Origin of the sequence: Streptomyces sp. TLI_146, from assembly GCF_002846415.1 — a bacterium.
Taxonomy (GTDB): Bacteria; Actinomycetota; Actinomycetes; order Streptomycetales; family Streptomycetaceae; genus Streptomyces.
The window spans coordinates 934,550-950,844 of record NZ_PJMX01000001.1; the positions used below are offsets into that span (position 1 = coordinate 934,550).

Here is a 16,295-nt window from a genome sequence, read left to right on the forward strand (position 1 = left end):
CCGCCTCGCTGGTCAGCGCTCCAGGCCCGGCCGGCCGGGCCGGTCAGGCACGGCAGCGCAGCATCGCCAGCGGCGGGTGCGCCAGCAGGTCCGCCCAGAAGTCCTCGCCGAACTCTCGGATGCCGGCTTCGGACACCGCCAGCGGAACCCACTCGATCTCACTGAACCCGGTCGCCCGCAGACACTCCTCGTAGACCTCGCGGCGCGGGGCACTGCTGACGATACTGATCGGCTGCGGGTCGAGGAGAGCCGTGACCCGCACCCGCGTACCCGTCTCGATCTCCTCCCCGGTCGGCTCGCAGAGGAACCCGTACTTGTCCAGGGACGGACAGTCGAACCGGTAGTCGGGGTTCTGGGCGAGCACGAAGAACTCCCCACCCGGCGCCAGGTTACGGTGGATCTTGCGGCACATCTGCTCCATCGCCGCGATGTCCTCGGCGTAGTTGAGGCACTGCACCCCCAGCGCGACGTCGAAGTGCCGGTCGAGAGAGCGCAGTTCGGCTACGTCCCCGACCTCGTAGCGCACACCCAGCGGGTCACGCTGCTCGATCTCCCGCGCGGCGGCGATCATCTCGACGGAGATGTCGACCCCGAAGACATCCGCGGCGCCGCGCCGCTTGAACTCCCTGCTGTAGAAACCGGTGCCGCACGCCAGGTCGAGAACCGACTTGCCACTCACGTCCCCGACCAGACTCAGGAAGCTCGGCACCTCCCCGAAACGCATCAACGGCAGGGACTTGAACCCCTCGAACGCCTCGCCGATCTGGTCATACTGCTGCACGCTCATGTGCCGTCCCCTCGTGTGCTTCATCCTGTACGCGGCCACGACAGCGCTGCGGACCAGAAGGCCCGCCGGATCGCGGCTGTGGCAGGAAGTCTCCTCCGCGCCTGACCGACCGCCGTACTGGCAGATGACACAAAGAAGTTGACCGATGGCCCTCGTATCACCCAACCATGCGGTCCGGACGCGGGAGTTGCACCGCCACCGCCATCTGGGCTGACGCCGTCGCACGACCGGGACCGTGTGGTCGAGGGGCAGGGTGAAGGCAGGGGTCTTCGTGCCGGACCACGTCGATGGTGTGTACCAGCCGCGTACGAGCCGTCCGCCCTGGCCGCGAAGGGCACCCTTGATCATCACAGCAACTCCGCGGGCAGGCTGCACACCCCCGTGCGCCGCCGCGCCTACCGGGGGTTGTCCCGGAGCCAGTTCAGGACCTGCCCGGCGTGCTCGTTCGGCGGGAAGATCGGATAGAAGACGTGCTCGATCACCCCGTCCCGGACGATCAGGGTCAGCCGCTTGTAGAGCGTCAGCCTGTTGGTCCGGAACGTGGGCAGACCGAGTTCCTGTGCGAGGCTGCGCGCCGGGTCGGAGAGCATCTCGAACGGCAGGTGGAGCCGCTCGACGACCTCACGCTGGTAGTCGGTGTCCTGGCTCGACAGGCCGAACACGCCGTCCGCACCGGCGGCGAGCAGGTCCTGATAGTGGTCGCGGAAGCCGCAGGCCTCGGGGGTGCAGCCGCGCGCCCCGGGTATCGAGTTCCAGCCGTCGGGCAGGTCGGTGTCCGGGCGGCCGGTGAGCGGGTACACGTATATCACCGTGCGGCCCGTGCCAAGCGCCCCGAGGCGGATCGGCTTGCCCCCGGTGCCCGGAAGCTCCAGGTGCGGCACCTTCATACCGGGCAGATGCGCGGCCGCGCCGTCGTCCTCGGGGACGGGCAGGCCGGCCGGCAGACTCATGTGATCAGTCATCAGATCCTCTCCTTCGTTGACCGGTGGGACAGCGAGATGGCGATGGGCGGCCTCGTGCAGGTGCGCGACCAGTACGGCCCGGCGCGCGCTGAGTCCCTCGATGCGCTGGGTGAGGTCGTCGATCGCGTCCCGGTACCCCGCCAGCGAGGACGGGCAGTCGTCGGCGTGCCGATGGCCGGCCGCGAGGCAGTCCAGGAACGGCCGGGTGCGCTCGACCGGGATTCCCAGCCCGGCCAGCGCCCGGATCTCCTGGGTGATCCGTACGTCGTGCTCGTCGTAGTCCCGGTAGCCGTTGGCGAGTCGCACGGGCACGAGCAACCCCAGCGATTCGTAGTAGCGCACCGCTTTGGTCGTCACGCCCGCCCGCCGGGCCAATTCGCCGATCTGCATGTCCCTCACCCCCGAAAGAACGCTAAACCTTACCCTCGGGGGCAAGGTCAAGCCGGGATGAGGAGGATGGACGGCCCGGCACGAGCGTGCGATCCTCCCGACGCCGTCCGGTTCAGCCCTCCACTCCCGTGGAGGTGTGCGCGGCCCCGACGGGCTTGGACTCCGGGGATCCGCGCTGGCGCAGGTATACGGAGAGGATGGCCATGGCTGCCACGGCAAGCAGTTCGGACTGCCAGTTCTGCAGGGAGCGGTTCCAGAAGTCGGCGGATGCCAGGTAGGCGCCCCAGGAGACGGGCGGCTGGAGTTGACGCAGTTGCTGTTCGTTGTAGGCCGCCGTACCGGCGATGGACTGTGCGAGCCAGGACAGGAGGAACAGCAGGGCCATCACGCTCCCCAGGGAGCGCGAATAGAGTCTCTGCCGCCAGTCCTTGGTGCGGGCCCAGCGGGGTGAGTCGGCTTCGGCGTGGTCGCCGACGCGCTGTTCCCGGTCGCTTTCCGGACCTGCCTTGTGGAGTTTCTTGGACTCGGGGGAGCCGCGCTGAAGGAGCCAGACGGTGCCGAAGATGTAGAGGAAGAACTGCAGGAACTCCGACTGCCAGTTCTCGGTGACGTCGACGGCGAAGTCCGAGGACATCAGGTACTCGCCGAGGGTCAGCTGCTGCAGCCCGTCGGTGGCGAGCTCTTCGTTGAAGCCCGCATGCCCGGCGAATGCCTGGCCTGCCAGAACGAGCAGGAACGCGCCCCCGAACGCGAGGGTCAGGCTGTTGTCCCGCCAGAAACCGCCCCTGCGGCGCCCGCCGTTCACCGGTACAACGCTCCGATCGTGATGAAGTAGGCCAGCCCGCCCACGATCGTCAGCAGGCAGGCAATGAACAGCAAGCGCACGTCGTCAGCCGCCTTTCAGCGAGCAGCGGTAGGGTTTGTCGCCCTGTGGGACACAGCCCGCGGTGACCACCTTCCAACCATCCTTGAACTGCGACAGGAACAGCGTGTCCTTCCGCAGACGCAGCAGGGCCTGGCGTCCGTAGACCTGCGTGCCGTACACCTCACCGGCCGCCGCCAGGTCCTGCCCGCGCAGCGCGGAGCCGCACGGCTGGTGCTCGTCCTCTTCGAGCTGCTGCCGGGTCCGCGGCGCCAGCAGGGCGCAGGCCCGTGGGTAGTCGGCGGCGCCGAGGGCCTGCTCGAAGGCTCGCCCGGCCTGCCGTGCGCCTTCGAGCCGGGCCGCCGGTGCACCGCACCCGCACAGCACCATCGCGACGGCTCCCGCCACCATCACCGCCGACCCACGGTGCCGCGCGCCGCGCCGGACCCGGTTTCCGACGACGGTCGGTTGGTCCCCACGCAGCAGCACGATCGCGTCCATGGCCGTCTCCTCCGCCGGGGCATACGCACACCGGTGCCTGGCCGGGCACCAGCCACACCATCGCCCCGCAGCCGTGAGGACCCCTGCTTTGCGCGCTGGACACGCCGTAGACCGCCCGCCCGGACCAGCGTTTCCCGCCTCGCACGCCAACGACTTGAACCTGACACCAGGCGCTTGAGGTGGCCAGGGAGATCGAGGCCGAAAGTGGCAGGGCTGTCGTCATCCAGGCCGACCTGACCCGTCCGACGGCCGCGGCGGAGGCAGTGGGGCAGACGGTGAAGGAGTTGGGCCGCCTCGACATCCTGGTGAACAACGCAGGCTTCCTCACCTACGGACCGCTGGAAGAGGTGTCCGCCGAGGAACTGGACCGGGTGCTCGCCGTGGACGTCCGGTCGGTGTTCCTGGCCGCCCGGGCAGCCGCCCGGCACATGGGCGACGGCGGGCGGATCATCAACATCGGGTCGCGCTTCAACGGACGTGTTCCCGGCGCGAACTTCGTCCTGCAGGCGATGGCCAAATCCGCGCTCATCGGGCTGACCAAGGGGCTTGCCCGCGAGCTGGGGCTACATCACCGGCACCGCCCTGGCCATGGACGGCGGCTACACCGCCTGACCACACCTCAGTGACCGCGTCCCACTCACCCAAGGGTGATGGCTGCGCGTTGGGTGCGGTTCACCCTGACGTCTCATCACGTTCGACCGAACCGGTCAGCTTGGCCACTGTCACACGACCTTTCGGCCAGGAGGCCCCCGATGGCATCGCACGCCCACAAGCAGCGCACCGTACGACGTTCCCTGGCCGCGGCCATGCCCATCGCCCTGCTCGCGGCGATCGGCGTGGCCGGGACCGCGGCCGGTGCGCCGGGCCCCGAAGACGGCGGGGCGCGGGGTGCGTATGTCGAGGGCAAGGCCACCCTCGCGGACACTCCGCTCGGTGCGTTCAGCAACAGCCTCCTGCCCGGTTCGGTCGCGGACGACCGAGGCATCGACCTCGGCGGGATCGGCAGCGACCTCTATCCGGCAGGCCGCAAGGGCGAGTTCTGGACGGTGACCGACCGGGGTCCCAACGGCCAGATCAAGGTCGACGGCAAGAAGCGCCGCACCTTCCCGGTGCCCGGTTTCGATCCGGCGATCGTCAAGGTCCGGGTGTCCGGCGGCCGCGTGCAGGTGCTCAAGGCGATCGCGATCACCACGCGGTCCGGCAGGCCCGTCACGGGGCTGCCCAACCAGGCCTCGCGTGACGAGGCCCCGTACACGTACGACGCGAAGACCCCGCTCCCGTACGACCCGAACGGTCTGGACACCGAGGGCATCGTGCGGGCGGCGGACGGCACCTTCTGGCTCGCCGACGAGTACGGGCCCTCCCTCGTGCACGTCTCGGCGCGGGGAGAGGTGCTCACGCGGTACGTCCCCAAGGGGCTGAACCTCAAGGGGGCCGACTATCCCGTGGTGGAGTCGCTGCCCGCCATTCTGCTCAAGCGCAAGACCAACCGGGGCTTCGAGGGTCTGGCCCAGCTCCCGGGCGGCGACCTGGTCCTGGCGGTGCAGAGCCCGCTGTCCGTGCCGGACACGGCCGCCGGTGAGAAGTCCCGCAACGCGCGGCTGCTGCGCTTCTCGCCGAAGAAGCGCGCGGTGACGGCCGAGTACGCCTACCGCTTCGACGCGGTGGACGTGGTCGATCCGGGCGAGGACGACCCCTCCGAGCTCAAGATCTCCGCGCTGGTGGCGATCGGCGGTGACCGGCTGCTGGTGCAGGAGCGCACCGACAAGGCCTCCCGGATCCACCGGGTCACCCTGCCGCGCGGCCGGGGCATGCTGGGCAGCGCCTGGGACGACCCGACGACCTCTCCTTCGTACGAGCAAACGGAGGACCCGGTCACGGCCGGTGTGCCGGTGCTGCGCAAGACGCTCGTGGTCGACTTCACCAAGGTCGTGGGCGTACCCGGCAAGGTCGAGGGCATCGCGCTGACCGGCCGGGACACCCTCGCGCTCATCAACGACAACGACTTCGGCATGACGGACGGCCCCGGAGCCTTCGACACCCATGGCCGACTGGTGGACAGCGGCATTGATACGACGGTGACGTACGTGCGTCTGCCCAGGCCCCTGCGCGGCTGAACTCAGGCACGGCAGGCCGTCAGCCCGCCTCCCAGCGCTTCAGGGAGGCGGGCGTGCGGCCGGTGAAGTCCCGTGCCGTACGGGTGAGATGGGCCTGGTCGGCGAAGCCCGCGCCGGCTGCGGCCAGAGCGGCCGTCGAGTCCGGCAGGCCCGCGATCGCGGTCCGCAGCCGGCCCCATCGGCGCAGGTGGGCAAGGGAGATACCCACGTCCTGGCGGACCAGGGCGCGCAACCGCGGCGCCGACAGTCCGACCTCGGCGGCGATGGAGGCGATGGGCAGGTCCGGATCGCGCAACGTACACAGGTCGACGGCGTGGGCGACTCTCGGATCGAGCGGGGACGGGCGCCCGGCGAGTGTCCGCAGCCCGGCGTATCCGGCGCCCAGGTCCGCGCCGACGCCGGGGCCGTCGGAATCGGTGGTGCCGAGCGCGGCGAGCAGGCGGCGGACCTCGCCGCCATCGAGCTGTACCGGCCCCGGGCACGGCGGCAGCAGCCAGGAGTCGATGAACAGGGCGAGGTAGGGCGAGGTCGCCGCGCAGGCATGGACGAGCTGCGGCGGCACGATCAACCCCGGCGCCGCCACCAAGGGCCGCCCCGGCTGGAGGAGTTCGGCGTGGCCGCCGATCGGCAGCACGGCTTTCCAGGCGGGCAGGCGGTGTCGGGCGACGTGGAACGGGCGGGACTCGGCGAACATCGTCGCCTCGGGGCCGGTCGCGAAGACGGTGCGGCGATCGTTTTGTTCAAGTGCCCAGGCACGAGGTGAACGGATCATCGTGCCATGCACGCTATCGCTTCCGTCGTCTTGGCGGTGTTCCTGGTCGTCACGGGGGTCATGCACTTCCTGTCCCCCGGCTACTTCCGCACGCTGATACCCGCATGGCTCGGCCGGGAGCGGCTCCTGGTGGCCGGTAGCGGGGCGGCCGAGGTCGTGGCGGGTGTGCTGGTGCTGGTCCCGGGCGGCAGGCAGGCCGGGGGTTGGGCCGCCGCCGCCCTGATCACCTGTTACCTGGTGTCCCACGGGGACGCGCTGCGACGGGCGCGGCCGGATCGGCCCCGGCTGCTGGAGCGGCCGGTCGGAGCGGTGGCTCGGCTGGTAGTGAACGCCCTGTACATCGCCTGGGCGGTGGCGGTGGCCCGCTCCGCGCCGTGATCGCGAGGCGCGGCGACCGACCGTCCGAGGCGGTGCGGAAGCCGCCCGTAGCCACACCCGTAGTCACCGTCGTCATCACAGAGGAAGTCATGCCATGAGTCATCGCCTCGTCGTCGTGGGAGCCGGTTACGCCGGTCTGTCGGCGGCCAAACTCCTCGCCCGCAAGCTGCGCCGCGACAATGTCACGATCACGCTGGTCAACGCCTCGGACCGGTTCGTGGAACGGGTCCGGCTCCATCAACTGGCCGCCGGACAACGCCTCGTGACGCTGCCCTTGCGCCAGCGCCTCGCCGGTACATCGGTCCGGCTGGTCGTCGCGCGCGTGACCGCGATCGATGCCACTGCCCGAAGCGTGAGTCTTGACGTCGCTCCCGGAGCGATCGGCTACGACACCCTGGTGTACGCGGCGGGCAGCCGGGCGTGGTTCGACGGTGTCCCGGGTGCGGCCGAGCACGCGTACACCGTCGCCGACCTTGAACAGGCGACGCGGTTGCGGCGCAGGGTCGCCGCGATGGCGTCGGGCGACACCGTCGCGGTGGTGGGGGCAGGGCTGACCGGGCTGGAGACCGCCTCGGAACTGGCGGCGAGCCACCCCGAGTTGCGGGTCCGGCTGGTCACGGGGGCCGATGATGTGGGGTCCGGGCTCGTGCCGCGGGCCCGGACCCATGTGCGACGCACTCTGGACCGGCTGGATGTCTCGGTTCACCCGGGGACGGTGGTCGCCGCGGTGCGTCAGGACGGCCTGGACACTCTTGACGGCACGTCGTTCGCCGCTGACGCCGTGGTGTGGACCACCGGGTTCCGTGCGCCGGAGCTGGCGCGGGCGGCAGGATTCGCCACGGATGAGAACGGCCGGATGCTCGTCGACGCCACCTTGCGCTCGGTCTCGCACCCCGAGGTGTACGCCGTGGGTGACGCGGCCGCCGGGATCTGCGTGGGCGGGGCGCCGAGCCGTATGTCCTGCCAGGCGGCCCTGCCCATGGGCCGGGGCGTGGCCGAGGTCGTCGCGGCGCGGCTGTCCGGCCGGGAACCCGGACCCGTACGGATCGGATACGTCTTCACCAACATCAGCCTCGGCCGACGCGACGGTGTCGTCCAGTTCACCCGCCCCGACGACCGCCCGCGCAGGTTCGCCCTGACGGGACGCGTCGCGGCGGCCCACAAGGAGGCTGTCGTGCGAAGCACGGTGGGGTTCGGAGCGTGGGGTGCGTCGAGCACGTACGAGCAGGATTCCTGACGATTACGCATAGTGATGAGAGACTCGCGGATCCGGGGGATTTACTTGAAGTCTCACATTGTTTTATGGTCGCAAGCGAGGCCACCGCCTCACCCTTCGCCGCCCTGGGAGAACTCCATGCCTGTACGCCGCCTCAACCACGCGGTGCTCTACGTGCGTGACGTCGCACGAGCCGTCGAGTTCTACACCGACGTCTTCGGCTTCAAGCTCGACGTCGACATCCCCGGCCGCGCCGCGTTCCTCAGCGCCGAGGACACGCTCAACGACCACGACCTCGGCCTCTTCTCCGTCGGACCGGACGCACCCGGGCCCGAGCAGGGCCGCGTCGGCCTCTACCACCTGGCCTGGGAAGTGGGCACCCTCGGCGAGCTGGTCGCCGTCGCCGACAAGATCAACAAGCGTGGCGCCATGGTCGGCTCCACGAACCACGGCGTGTCGAAGTCCCTGTACGCCAAGGACCCCGACGGCAACGAGTTCGAGATCATGTGGCGGGTCCCCCGCGAGGACTGGCCGACCGGGGCCGAAGAAACCCGCCCCGGCCCGCTCGACCTCGAGGAGTCACTCAAGCGCTGGGGCCCCGACCGCAAGACCGGCGCCGCGGCCGGATCCGCCACCTGAGCGACGATCCGTCGTCACGTACACCGTCGAAACCCTGTGACGGGTTGGACGGGTTGACGGACCAGCTTCCCGGAAGGGGCATTCTGACCGACTGCCCCTTCCCGGAGACCGCCGATTCTCAGGCGCTCATCGGGCTTCCCGTGGCGTGACCGCACGATGGAGCGAGTCCAGCAACCAGGCGTGTGCCGCCCCGACGGTGACGTCCTCGCCCGTGATGTCCCCGACGAGCTCCCAGTACCGGTGCAGGCCAGGACTCCGGTCGGCGGCCCCGGTGCGTGCCAGGGCGTGCCGGAACGCGGGGCTGTCGCGGGTGCCTCGTGTGGCCGCGTGCACGTCGACGAACCGGTCGAGCAAGGGCCCGGGGCCCGGCTGCCGACCCGCCCGTACGAGTGGGCGTGCGAGCTCGCACACTTCGCCGACTCCACCTTCGACCAGAGCGTTCCGATACGCGAGGAACTCCTCGCCCGTACGGGTGCGTGCCCAGAACCGCTGCCGCAGCCGCTGGTCCTGCACTATCGCGACCAGCGTGGCGTAGGCAACCATCTGCTCGGGGGCGGGGTCGTCCGGCAGCTCGGGAACGCTGACCGAGATGACCATGGCGGCGCCGTCTTCGGGCAACGAGGGCAGGGCCACGCGGCTCCAGAACGCCTCCAGGGCGTGCCGGGCCGCCCCGCCGTCGGCGACCGCGGCCAGCAGTTCCAGCCTCGGTTCCCGCTCGGCCGGTGGAGCCTGCTCGACCGCGCGCAGCGAGGCACGGCGCCAGGCCAGTGCCGCCAACTCGACGTCGATCTTCTCGCGTTCGCGCGCGGCCGCTTCGGCGACGGATCCCCGACCACTCAGTACGGTGTCGATCGCCGCCAGTCCGAGTCCGAGTGCGCGCAGCCGACGCAACAGCGTCAACCGCCGGACCGCCTCCGCCCGGAAGCGGCGGTGTCCACCCGTGCTGCGCACCGGATCGAGGAAGCCCTCGTCGCAGTAGAAGCGGATCGTGCGTACGGGCACGCCGGTTCGCTGGGAGAGCTCGCCGATGGACAGGGTCTCCTCGCGCACTTGAACCTCCACCGGGGTGGAGTTCCTACCCTACGCCGCATGACGCAGCCTCATATCGACCGGCTGGCCTCGGGCCTGCTCGCACAGACCGCGGCGTTCGCGGACGCCGTGGACGGCACGGACTGGGACGCCTTCGTACCGACCTGCCCGCGGTGGCGGCTTCGGGTCCTGGTCGGACACCTCGGACAGGCGCCGCGCTGGGCGGCGGGAATCGTACGCGGAGACCCGCCCGGCGCCGTCCCCGACCCGCACGAAGCGCGGCCTCCGCAGGACTGGCGGGCCTGGCTCCTCACGGGCGCCTCGGAGCTGGTCACGGCCGTACGGGAGACCGGCCCCGACGCGCCGGTCTGGACGGTGGCGGGGCCGGCACCGGCGTCGTTCTGGCTACGGCAGGTCACCCACGACACCGCGGTGCACACGGCCGATGCCGCGTTCCTGGCGGGCGTGCCGTACACCGTCGAACCCGACCTGGCGGCCGACGCCGTGACCCAGCTCCTGGAGCTGCTGTCCGCACCCGTCATGGCGACCCTGAAGCCCGCGGTGGCTTCGCTGCGGGGAAGGGGCTCGATCGGGCTGCGGGCTCGCGAGGAGTCGGTCGAAGGGTGGGTGATCACACGCACGCCGACGGGGGTGTCATGGCGGCGGGGCGCGGGACCGGCGGACGTCACCGTGACGGGTCCGATGCGGGACCTGATGTTGGTACTGATGCGGCGCCTGCCGCCACAGCGCCTGACGATCGACGGGGACAGGCCGCTGTTCGACCACTGGCTGGCCCACTCCGCCTTGTAGGCACGCGCCGGTGACGGCAATCCTCCGGTGGCCGCCATCCGGGCTGACGAAATTCCAGTACGGCCTGGGCCACGCAACCCCACAGGGGTGCTAGACGGTCAGGACGATCTTTCCTCGCGTGCGGCCCGCCTGGCTCAGGCGCCACGCTTCGGCGGTCTCGGCCAGCGGCAGCGCGTGTTCCACGGGCACCGTCAGCTTGCCCGCGTCCGCGAGCGCGGCGAGCGCCGCCAGACCGTCGGCATCGGGACGCACCCAGACATAGTGGCCGCCCGTGGCCGTGGCCTCCCCGTCGGTGATGGACGCGACCCGGTCGCGCTCGCGGAGCAGCTGCTGGGAGACGCCGACCGCGCCCTCGCCGATGAAGTCGAGGGCCGCGTCGACGCCGTCGGGTGCCAGGTTCCGTACGCGGTCGGCGAGCCCGTCCCCGTAGGTGACCGGTTCCGCGCCGAGCTCGCGGAGGAAGTCGTGGTTGCGTTCACTGGCCGTGCCGATCACCCGGGCGCCGAGCGCGACGGCGATCTGCACGCCGAGCGAGCCGACGCCGCCGGCCGCGGCGTGGATCAGCACGGTCTCGCCCTTGGCCAGACCGACCCGCTTGATCGTCTGGTAGGCGGTGAGCCCCGCGAGCGGCGCTCCGGCGGCCTGCTCCCAGCTCAGCGCGGCGGGCTTCTTGGCCAGGGTGCGCACGGGCGCGGCGACGAGCTCCGCGTACGTGCCGTTCTGCGCCCAGTCCTTGCGTACGTAGCCGAAGACCTCGTCGCCCACCGCGAACTCGGTCGCGTCCAGGCCGACCCGTTCCACCACACCGGCCATGTCCCAGCCGGAGATCAGCGGGAAACGAACCTCCATGATCGGGTCCAGGTAACCGGCGGCGAGTTTCCAGTCGACGGGATTGACCGCGGCCGCCTTCACCCGGACGAGGACCTCACCGGGCGCGACCTTGGGATCGGGCAGCTCGACCAGTCGCAGGTCGTCGGCGGATCCGTACGATTCGAGCGCGATTGCCTTCATGGTCCAGAACCGCTTTCCGGCCGGTCGCTGCCTTCCGGCCCAGTCGATGGGGCTTTCCCTCTGCTGTGTCCAGGATTCACACGGGCGGGCGACGCAGGCAACTCCAGCCGGCGACGCCGGCGGCCTACCAGGGCGGCCGCACAAAGCTGCCGGTCAGCCGCCGAAGCGGCGTACGTAACGGCGCTGCCAGGGCGTCTCGACGGCATGGCGGTCGTAGTTCCGCCGTACGAAGTCCACGGCCTCCTCGGCAGCCACCCCGTCAAGGACGGCGAGACAGGCCAGGGCGGTGCCGGTACGCCCCCGGCCGCCGCCGCACGCGACCTCGACGCGCTCGCGTTCCGCACGCTCCCACGCCTCGCGGAGCACCTTCGCCGCCTGGCCTCGGTCACTGGGCAGCCAGAAGTCCGGCCAGGGCAGCCACTCGAACTGCCAGGGGACGTCTGGCGGCGGCTTGCCGAGCAGATAGACGGCGTACGAGGGTGTGGGGCCTTCCGGAAGCGGCCGCCGCAGACCCCGGCCTCGTACCAGCCGCCCGGACGGGAGGCGCAGAACGCCTGCCCCGGTCGGCTCCCAGGATTCACGGCTCGCGGTCACGGGGCCACCGTAGCGTCGTCGAACGGTCGATCAGCATCGTCGAACGGTGGATCTCACCCGGCGGCTCGCCGCTGCCCCCCCTGCGCCCATGTCAGTGGGCAGCAGCACCACCACGCATCGCCTCCCAAGGGCCGCCCCACGCACCCCCATTGACGTCCCCGACCACCATTTCGCTGATCCCTCCGATGACATACGCTGCCGAATGACTAGATGATCCACATGGTGAACCGAGAGGTCGAGGGCGCGGGAGTCGATGACACACCGACGTGACGCCGGTCTGCCGGGGGTCGCTGCCGATGGGGCGGCAATGCCCCGGGGCGACGGCACCTGGGACTCGGCGCTGTCGTCCGAGGAGTTCGCCGCGATCAAAGGCGCCGGGTTCGAGCCGGTCGGGCAGGTGCTCGGCACGGCCGTCTTCACCATCGGGTCCACCGGCGTCTGGGGGTGCCCGGGGGCGTGGTCGGTCGAGGACGGCAGGAAGGTGCCGCCGTCCTCGGCGTGGACGTCGTCGTTCTCGCAGTTGGTGCGGGCGATGTACACCGGGCGAAGGCTGGCGCTGGACCGCGCGGTGGCCGAGTGCCGCGCGCTCGGCGGCGACGGGATCGTCGGGGTGAAGCTGCGGGCCCACTCGCCCGGCTGCGGAGGGTGTGCCCGAGGATGCGATGCGGCGGCTCGCGCAGCTCCAGCCGGGGGAAAAGGGCTCGCTCTTCACCTCGGATCTGACGGTGAACGAGTTCCTGCTGGTGCGTGAGGTCGGCTTCCGCCCGCTCGGCCTGGTCCTCGGCTCCTCCGTCTACCACGTCGGCCTCCAGCTCGGCCGGTAGTCGAAGAACCAGGAGCTGACCAAACTGTCCCAGGCCATGTACCACGCGCGTGAGCTCGCGATGAGCCGGATGGAAGCGGAGGCGAGCACTCTGGGGGCGGACGGGATCGTGGGGGTGCGGCTGGACATCGAGTTCAAGGAGTTCGGCTCGGACATCGCCGAGTTCATCGCGATCGGCACGGCGGTGAAGGCGGACGGCGCGGATCCGGGGCCGGGCGGGACCTGACTCAACAACAAGGGCAAGCCGTTCACCTCCGACCTGTCCGGCCAGGACTTCTGGACGCTCATCCGGGCCGGATACGCGCCGCTGGACATGGTCATGGGCTCGTGTGTCTACCACGTTGCCCACCAGCGCTTCGCCCAAGTGCTGAGCAACACGGGCCGCAACGTCGAGATCGAACCCTTCACCCAGGCACTCTACGAAGCACGCGAGCTGGCGATGAGCCGTATGCAGGCCGAGGGAAACGCCCTGGAGGCCGAGGGGATCGTGGCTGTCCAGCTGAGGCAGCACACCCATAACTGGGGCACGCACACCACCGAGTTCTTCGCCATCGGAACAGCCGTGCGCCCGCTTCGCGACGACCACGTCATCGAGCGGCCGACCATGGTGCTGAGCCTCGATGCCTGACGCGACCCCGGAAAGGGAAGTGGAGCTGCTGGCCGCGGCGCTGCGCCGGGACAGCGCGGACCTGAACCTGTACGCCAAGGTGCTGTCGGCGAGCCTGGCGGACTCGCTGCCGCCCGGCGCCGTACGGGTCAAGCGCAGGCGTTCCGTCGCGGAACGGGTGGCCGGGCGCGAGGGCTCGGTCGCCGAACTGGACGTCGCCCTCGGGGAGCAGCGGCTCTCGCTGCGGATGGATCAGGGCCGGGTGGCCGGGGAGATCCGCCACGAGGTGCGGGGCATCGTGCTGTCGCGGCGCCGCGTGGGCCTGGACGAGTGGATCGACGCGCTGGCCCGGTGTCTGGCCGACGCCGCGGCCTCGAATGCCCGAGCCCGCGAGGCCGTCGAACGCTTCCTGGGCTGACTTCCGCCGGACTCCGTGGCGCGGCGTCACACACCTGCGCGGAGCGTCTCCAAGAGGCGGACCGCGATGGCGGGTATCAGGCTCTGGTATCCGAGACGTGACGCCCCTGGGCCGAGAGCGTTAGGGATGTCGTGCGCTCCTGTCGTACGCGGCATCCCCCCTCTCAGCCCGAGCAACGCGATCCCCGGAGGCCCGAAACCGTGGAGTCCGAGTCCCCTCTCCCCCCGCGCAATCGGCGTCGCGTCCTGCTGGCCACCTGGGGTACCACCGGTGACATCGCCCCCTACACAGGACTGGCCACTGGTCTGAAGAACGCGGGGCACGATGTCACCGTCGTGACATCCAACCGCTATGTGGACGCCTTCCGTCAGCATGGTCTGGGCGTCCGTGCAATGCCGCTCGACCAGTACGAGGCGGCGATCGGCCAGTTGCCGACGCGGCGCGCGCGCATCGGCAACGCCCGGGAGATGGCGACGGTGGCGGCGCGGTGCCTGCTGGAGGCCGCGAGCGAGGGGACCGATGTGCTGCTCACTCATCCTCTCCTGCACCCCCAAGCCGCCCTCATCGGCCACGGACTGGGAGTGGCCTGTATCGGTACGTACACCGTCTCCCACGCGATGATGCTGCCTCGGCTGCTGGCAGGAAACCCCCGCCATCGCTATCGCCTCGCCGACACGGTGGTCAGGATGATCCTCAGCCCGATCTACAAGCCGGGCACCGCCTATCTGCGACGGGAACTCGGCCTCGCGTCCAGCGCCGTCGAAGACATGGCGCTGCCCAGCTCCCGGCACACCGTCCGCTACGGATTCAGCACACCGCTGTTGCCCCGTCGGCTGCGGTTCCCCGCCTCCCACCGGGTGGTCGGCGCCTGGAGCCCGGTGCGTCCGGCGGGCTGGCAGCCGGATGCCCGGCTTCAGGACTTCCTCGACTCCGGCCCCGCCCCGGTCTACTTCGGGTTCGGGAGCATGCGCGGCATCGACCACGACCACCTCGCCCACGCCATCACCGGGGTCGTCCAACGCCTCGGGATCCGCGCCGTCGTTCAGGGCGGCTGGGCCGAGTTGCAGAGCCACGGTGACGACGTCCTCAACATCCGGGACTGCCCGCACGACTGGCTCTTCCCCCGTATGCGGGCCGCGGTCCACCACGCGGGACCGGGTACGACCCACGCCTGCCTCCAAGCCGCCACGCCCGTCCTGCCCGTCCCCGTCGCCCTGGACCAGCCCTTCTGGGCCGCCCGGCTCCACGCCCTGGGCCTCGCTCCCACCGTGATCCCCCAGCAGCGGCTCACCGGCGCGAACCTCACCCGCGCCCTCGAACAGCTCCTCACCGACGACCGCTACCGGCTGCGGACCGATCGCATCAGCCGAGCCGTCCGGCAGCAGGACGGCACCGCGGCCATCCTCGACGACCTCGCCCGGCCCCTGGGAAGCGGACACCTCACGGGATGATCTCGGCGGTGCAGTCCGGCAGATCGTCCAGGGGCGCGCCGTGCAGGAAACGCGTGAGGGCGGCGGCGAAGTCGGCGTCGCGTTCCAGGTGCAGCAGATGGTCGGCGTTCCTCATCACGAGGAAGGTGGCGCCGGGGATGGTGGCGGCGACGGCACGGTTGTCCTCGACGGTGGTGGCGGTGTCGTGTTCGCCGACGCCTACCAGGGCGGGGACGCCGGAGATCCCCCCTGCGGGAAGCGGGTCGCGCAGCAGCAGGAAGCCGCGGTCGAAGACGTAACGCACCAGGGGGTCGTGAGGGGACGCCGTGAGTTGGTCGAGCATCACGCGCGCGGCGGCCTTGATGAGCAGGTGGTGTTCGGCGGCCCGGGTGTTGGTCAGGACATCGACCAGTTCGGCCGCGGTGCGTCGGCGGGCCGCGGGAGAGTCGGCAGGTGTGGGCGCGGCTTCGCGGCGCAGGCCTTCATGGATGAGCGCGGTGAGTCGGGGGCTGGGGTGCGGGGCGGCGCCGAAGAGCATCAGCCGGGTGACGCGGTCGGGGTGCCGTTGGGCGAGCCGGTAGCCGATGGGGTAGCCGGAGGAGACGGCGAGGACGGCGAAGCGGGGGACGGACAGCTGGTCGACCGCGCTCAGGGCGGCGGCGGTGAGGTCGTCCCAGGAGAGGCTGGCACGGGCTTGTCCGGGTGAGCGGGCGGGCGGCAGGTCGGGGATCAGGACGGTGCGGTGGGGGGCGAGGTGGCGTTCCAGCCGTGCCCAGGAGTGCCGATTCTGCAGGCCGCCGCCGAGTACGAGCAGGGGTTCGCCGGTCGTCGCACGCGGGGTGACAACCCGGCAGGGGTAGGAGGCCGAGGGCCAGGCGATCTCGTGGTCGCGGATGCCGGTCTCGGTGAAGGTGTCGGCGTCGACATCGGTGGCGTGCATCGCCGGTCC

General features: G+C 70.8%; 20 protein-coding genes. 11 read left to right on the plus strand and 9 right to left on the minus strand.

Translation table 11 applies throughout. The features are described from left to right. Positions 1 to 43: 43 nt before the first annotated feature. From BX283_RS04185 to BX283_RS04200, 4 genes are all read right to left on the minus strand, one after another. Positions 44 to 787, minus strand: a complete 744-nt coding sequence (locus tag BX283_RS04185; RefSeq protein WP_101386308.1) for a class I SAM-dependent methyltransferase — start codon at positions 785 to 787, stop codon at positions 44 to 46. 395 nt (positions 788 to 1,182) lie between these two features. Next, positions 1,183 to 2,139, minus strand: coding sequence for a redoxin family protein (locus BX283_RS04190; RefSeq protein WP_101386309.1), 957 nt, complete (start codon positions 2,137 to 2,139; stop codon positions 1,183 to 1,185). A 112-nt stretch (positions 2,140 to 2,251) separates the two neighbouring features. Then, a complete protein-coding gene (locus BX283_RS04195; RefSeq protein WP_101386310.1) occupies positions 2,252 to 2,944 on the minus strand; it encodes a DUF6766 family protein in 693 nt (230 codons plus the stop codon). A gap of 84 nt (positions 2,945 to 3,028) precedes the next feature. Then, on the minus strand, positions 3,029 to 3,502 hold the full coding sequence (locus BX283_RS04200; protein ID WP_257581919.1) for a hypothetical protein: 474 nt from the start codon (positions 3,500 to 3,502) through the stop codon (positions 3,029 to 3,031). Between the two features lie 179 nt (positions 3,503 to 3,681). Here BX283_RS04200 and BX283_RS04205 point away from each other — a divergent pair, with 179 nt between their 5' ends. Further along, positions 3,682 to 4,128 carry an SDR family NAD(P)-dependent oxidoreductase gene (locus tag BX283_RS04205; protein WP_101386311.1) on the plus strand — a complete coding sequence of 149 codons (447 nt, stop codon included), beginning with the start codon at positions 3,682 to 3,684 and terminating at the stop codon, positions 4,126 to 4,128. Between the two features lie 126 nt (positions 4,129 to 4,254). Further along, positions 4,255 to 5,619: an esterase-like activity of phytase family protein gene (locus BX283_RS04210; protein ID WP_101386312.1), complete on the plus strand. Its 1,365-nt coding sequence runs from the start codon at positions 4,255 to 4,257 to the stop codon at positions 5,617 to 5,619. A gap of 19 nt (positions 5,620 to 5,638) precedes the next feature. On the opposite strand, the gene BX283_RS40465 is transcribed toward BX283_RS04210, so the two are convergent. Then, a complete protein-coding gene (locus BX283_RS40465) occupies positions 5,639 to 6,391 on the minus strand; it encodes a helix-turn-helix domain-containing protein (protein ID WP_257581920.1) in 753 nt (250 codons plus the stop codon). 6 nt (positions 6,392 to 6,397) lie between these two features. Here BX283_RS40465 and BX283_RS04220 point away from each other — a divergent pair, with 6 nt between their 5' ends. From BX283_RS04220 to BX283_RS04230, 3 genes are all read left to right on the plus strand, one after another. After that, complete coding sequence (locus BX283_RS04220) at positions 6,398 to 6,769, plus strand: MauE/DoxX family redox-associated membrane protein (protein ID WP_101386314.1); 372 nt, start codon at positions 6,398 to 6,400, stop codon at positions 6,767 to 6,769. Between the two features lie 94 nt (positions 6,770 to 6,863). Next, positions 6,864 to 8,006 carry an NAD(P)/FAD-dependent oxidoreductase gene (locus BX283_RS04225; protein WP_101386315.1) on the plus strand — a complete coding sequence of 381 codons (1,143 nt, stop codon included), beginning with the start codon at positions 6,864 to 6,866 and terminating at the stop codon, positions 8,004 to 8,006. A gap of 117 nt (positions 8,007 to 8,123) precedes the next feature. Beyond that, complete coding sequence (locus tag BX283_RS04230) at positions 8,124 to 8,624, plus strand: VOC family protein (protein ID WP_101386316.1); 501 nt, start codon at positions 8,124 to 8,126, stop codon at positions 8,622 to 8,624. 126 nt (positions 8,625 to 8,750) lie between these two features. On the opposite strand, the gene BX283_RS04235 is transcribed toward BX283_RS04230, so the two are convergent. Then, complete coding sequence (locus tag BX283_RS04235) at positions 8,751 to 9,674, minus strand: MerR family transcriptional regulator (protein WP_101386317.1); 924 nt, start codon at positions 9,672 to 9,674, stop codon at positions 8,751 to 8,753. Positions 9,675 to 9,713: 39 nt separating this feature from the next. Between BX283_RS04235 and BX283_RS04240 the strand changes: the two genes are divergently transcribed. After that, on the plus strand, positions 9,714 to 10,463 hold the full coding sequence (locus BX283_RS04240) for a maleylpyruvate isomerase family mycothiol-dependent enzyme (protein WP_180357041.1): 750 nt from the start codon (positions 9,714 to 9,716) through the stop codon (positions 10,461 to 10,463). A 90-nt stretch (positions 10,464 to 10,553) separates the two neighbouring features. Here the strand turns inward: BX283_RS04240 and BX283_RS04245 are convergent, their stop codons facing one another. Both BX283_RS04245 and BX283_RS04250 read right to left on the minus strand, forming a co-directional pair. Further along, positions 10,554 to 11,474, minus strand: a complete 921-nt coding sequence (locus BX283_RS04245) for an NADP-dependent oxidoreductase (protein WP_101386318.1) — start codon at positions 11,472 to 11,474, stop codon at positions 10,554 to 10,556. 153 nt (positions 11,475 to 11,627) lie between these two features. Beyond that, complete coding sequence (locus tag BX283_RS04250; RefSeq protein ID WP_101386319.1) at positions 11,628 to 12,068, minus strand: protein-tyrosine phosphatase family protein; 441 nt, start codon at positions 12,066 to 12,068, stop codon at positions 11,628 to 11,630. A gap of 647 nt (positions 12,069 to 12,715) precedes the next feature. On the opposite strand from BX283_RS04250, the gene BX283_RS41015 reads away from it, so the two are divergent. The 5 genes from BX283_RS41015 (at position 12,716) to BX283_RS04265 (ending at position 15,367) form a co-directional block, all read left to right on the plus strand. Then, a complete protein-coding gene (locus BX283_RS41015) occupies positions 12,716 to 12,892 on the plus strand; it encodes a hypothetical protein (RefSeq protein WP_218976504.1) in 177 nt (58 codons plus the stop codon). Positions 12,893 to 12,916: 24 nt separating this feature from the next. Beyond that, complete coding sequence (locus BX283_RS41020) at positions 12,917 to 13,117, plus strand: heavy metal-binding domain-containing protein (RefSeq protein ID WP_373979536.1); 201 nt, start codon at positions 12,917 to 12,919, stop codon at positions 13,115 to 13,117. A 93-nt stretch (positions 13,118 to 13,210) separates the two neighbouring features. Beyond that, positions 13,211 to 13,519 (plus strand): heavy metal-binding domain-containing protein, encoded by a 309-nt coding sequence (locus tag BX283_RS41025; RefSeq protein WP_218976506.1) that lies wholly within the window; start codon positions 13,211 to 13,213, stop codon positions 13,517 to 13,519. Continuing rightward, positions 13,512 to 13,916 carry a hypothetical protein gene (locus tag BX283_RS04260; protein WP_101386320.1) on the plus strand — a complete coding sequence of 135 codons (405 nt, stop codon included), beginning with the start codon at positions 13,512 to 13,514 and terminating at the stop codon, positions 13,914 to 13,916. Before BX283_RS41025 ends, BX283_RS04260 begins: the two co-directional genes overlap by 8 nt. Before the next feature lie 200 nt (positions 13,917 to 14,116). Further along, entirely contained in the window at positions 14,117 to 15,367 is a 1,251-nt protein-coding gene (locus BX283_RS04265; protein WP_180357043.1) for a glycosyltransferase, read from the plus strand. Here BX283_RS04265 and BX283_RS04270 read toward each other — a convergent pair. Continuing rightward, positions 15,357 to 16,286, minus strand: coding sequence for an alpha/beta fold hydrolase (locus BX283_RS04270; RefSeq protein ID WP_101386322.1), 930 nt, complete (start codon positions 16,284 to 16,286; stop codon positions 15,357 to 15,359). The genes BX283_RS04265 and BX283_RS04270 overlap by 11 nt on opposite strands. Between the last annotated feature and the right edge of the window lie 9 nt (positions 16,287 to 16,295).

Excerpts from the sequence above, each read along its gene's own strand:
- BX283_RS41025 (WP_218976506.1), top strand. The coding sequence starts at position 13,211 with ATGGGCTCGTGTGTCTACCACGTTGCCCACCAGCGCTTCGCCCAAGTG.
- BX283_RS04270 (WP_101386322.1), bottom strand. The coding sequence starts at position 16,286 with ATGCACGCCACCGATGTCGACGCCGACACCTTCACCGAGACCGGCATC.
- BX283_RS04190 (WP_101386309.1), bottom strand. The coding sequence starts at position 2,139 with ATGCAGATCGGCGAATTGGCCCGGCGGGCGGGCGTGACGACCAAAGCG.
- BX283_RS04210 (WP_101386312.1), top strand. The coding sequence starts at position 4,255 with ATGGCATCGCACGCCCACAAGCAGCGCACCGTACGACGTTCCCTGGCC.
- BX283_RS04260 (WP_101386320.1), top strand. The coding sequence starts at position 13,512 with ATGCCTGACGCGACCCCGGAAAGGGAAGTGGAGCTGCTGGCCGCGGCG.
- BX283_RS04185 (WP_101386308.1), bottom strand. The coding sequence starts at position 787 with ATGAGCGTGCAGCAGTATGACCAGATCGGCGAGGCGTTCGAGGGGTTC.
- BX283_RS04230 (WP_101386316.1), top strand. The coding sequence starts at position 8,124 with ATGCCTGTACGCCGCCTCAACCACGCGGTGCTCTACGTGCGTGACGTC.
- BX283_RS04200 (WP_257581919.1), bottom strand. The coding sequence starts at position 3,502 with ATGGACGCGATCGTGCTGCTGCGTGGGGACCAACCGACCGTCGTCGGA.
- BX283_RS04220 (WP_101386314.1), top strand. The coding sequence starts at position 6,398 with ATGCACGCTATCGCTTCCGTCGTCTTGGCGGTGTTCCTGGTCGTCACG.
- BX283_RS04225 (WP_101386315.1), top strand. The coding sequence starts at position 6,864 with ATGAGTCATCGCCTCGTCGTCGTGGGAGCCGGTTACGCCGGTCTGTCG.
- BX283_RS40465 (WP_257581920.1), bottom strand. The coding sequence starts at position 6,391 with ATGATCCGTTCACCTCGTGCCTGGGCACTTGAACAAAACGATCGCCGC.
- BX283_RS04240 (WP_180357041.1), top strand. The coding sequence starts at position 9,714 with ATGACGCAGCCTCATATCGACCGGCTGGCCTCGGGCCTGCTCGCACAG.
- BX283_RS04245 (WP_101386318.1), bottom strand. The coding sequence starts at position 11,474 with ATGAAGGCAATCGCGCTCGAATCGTACGGATCCGCCGACGACCTGCGA.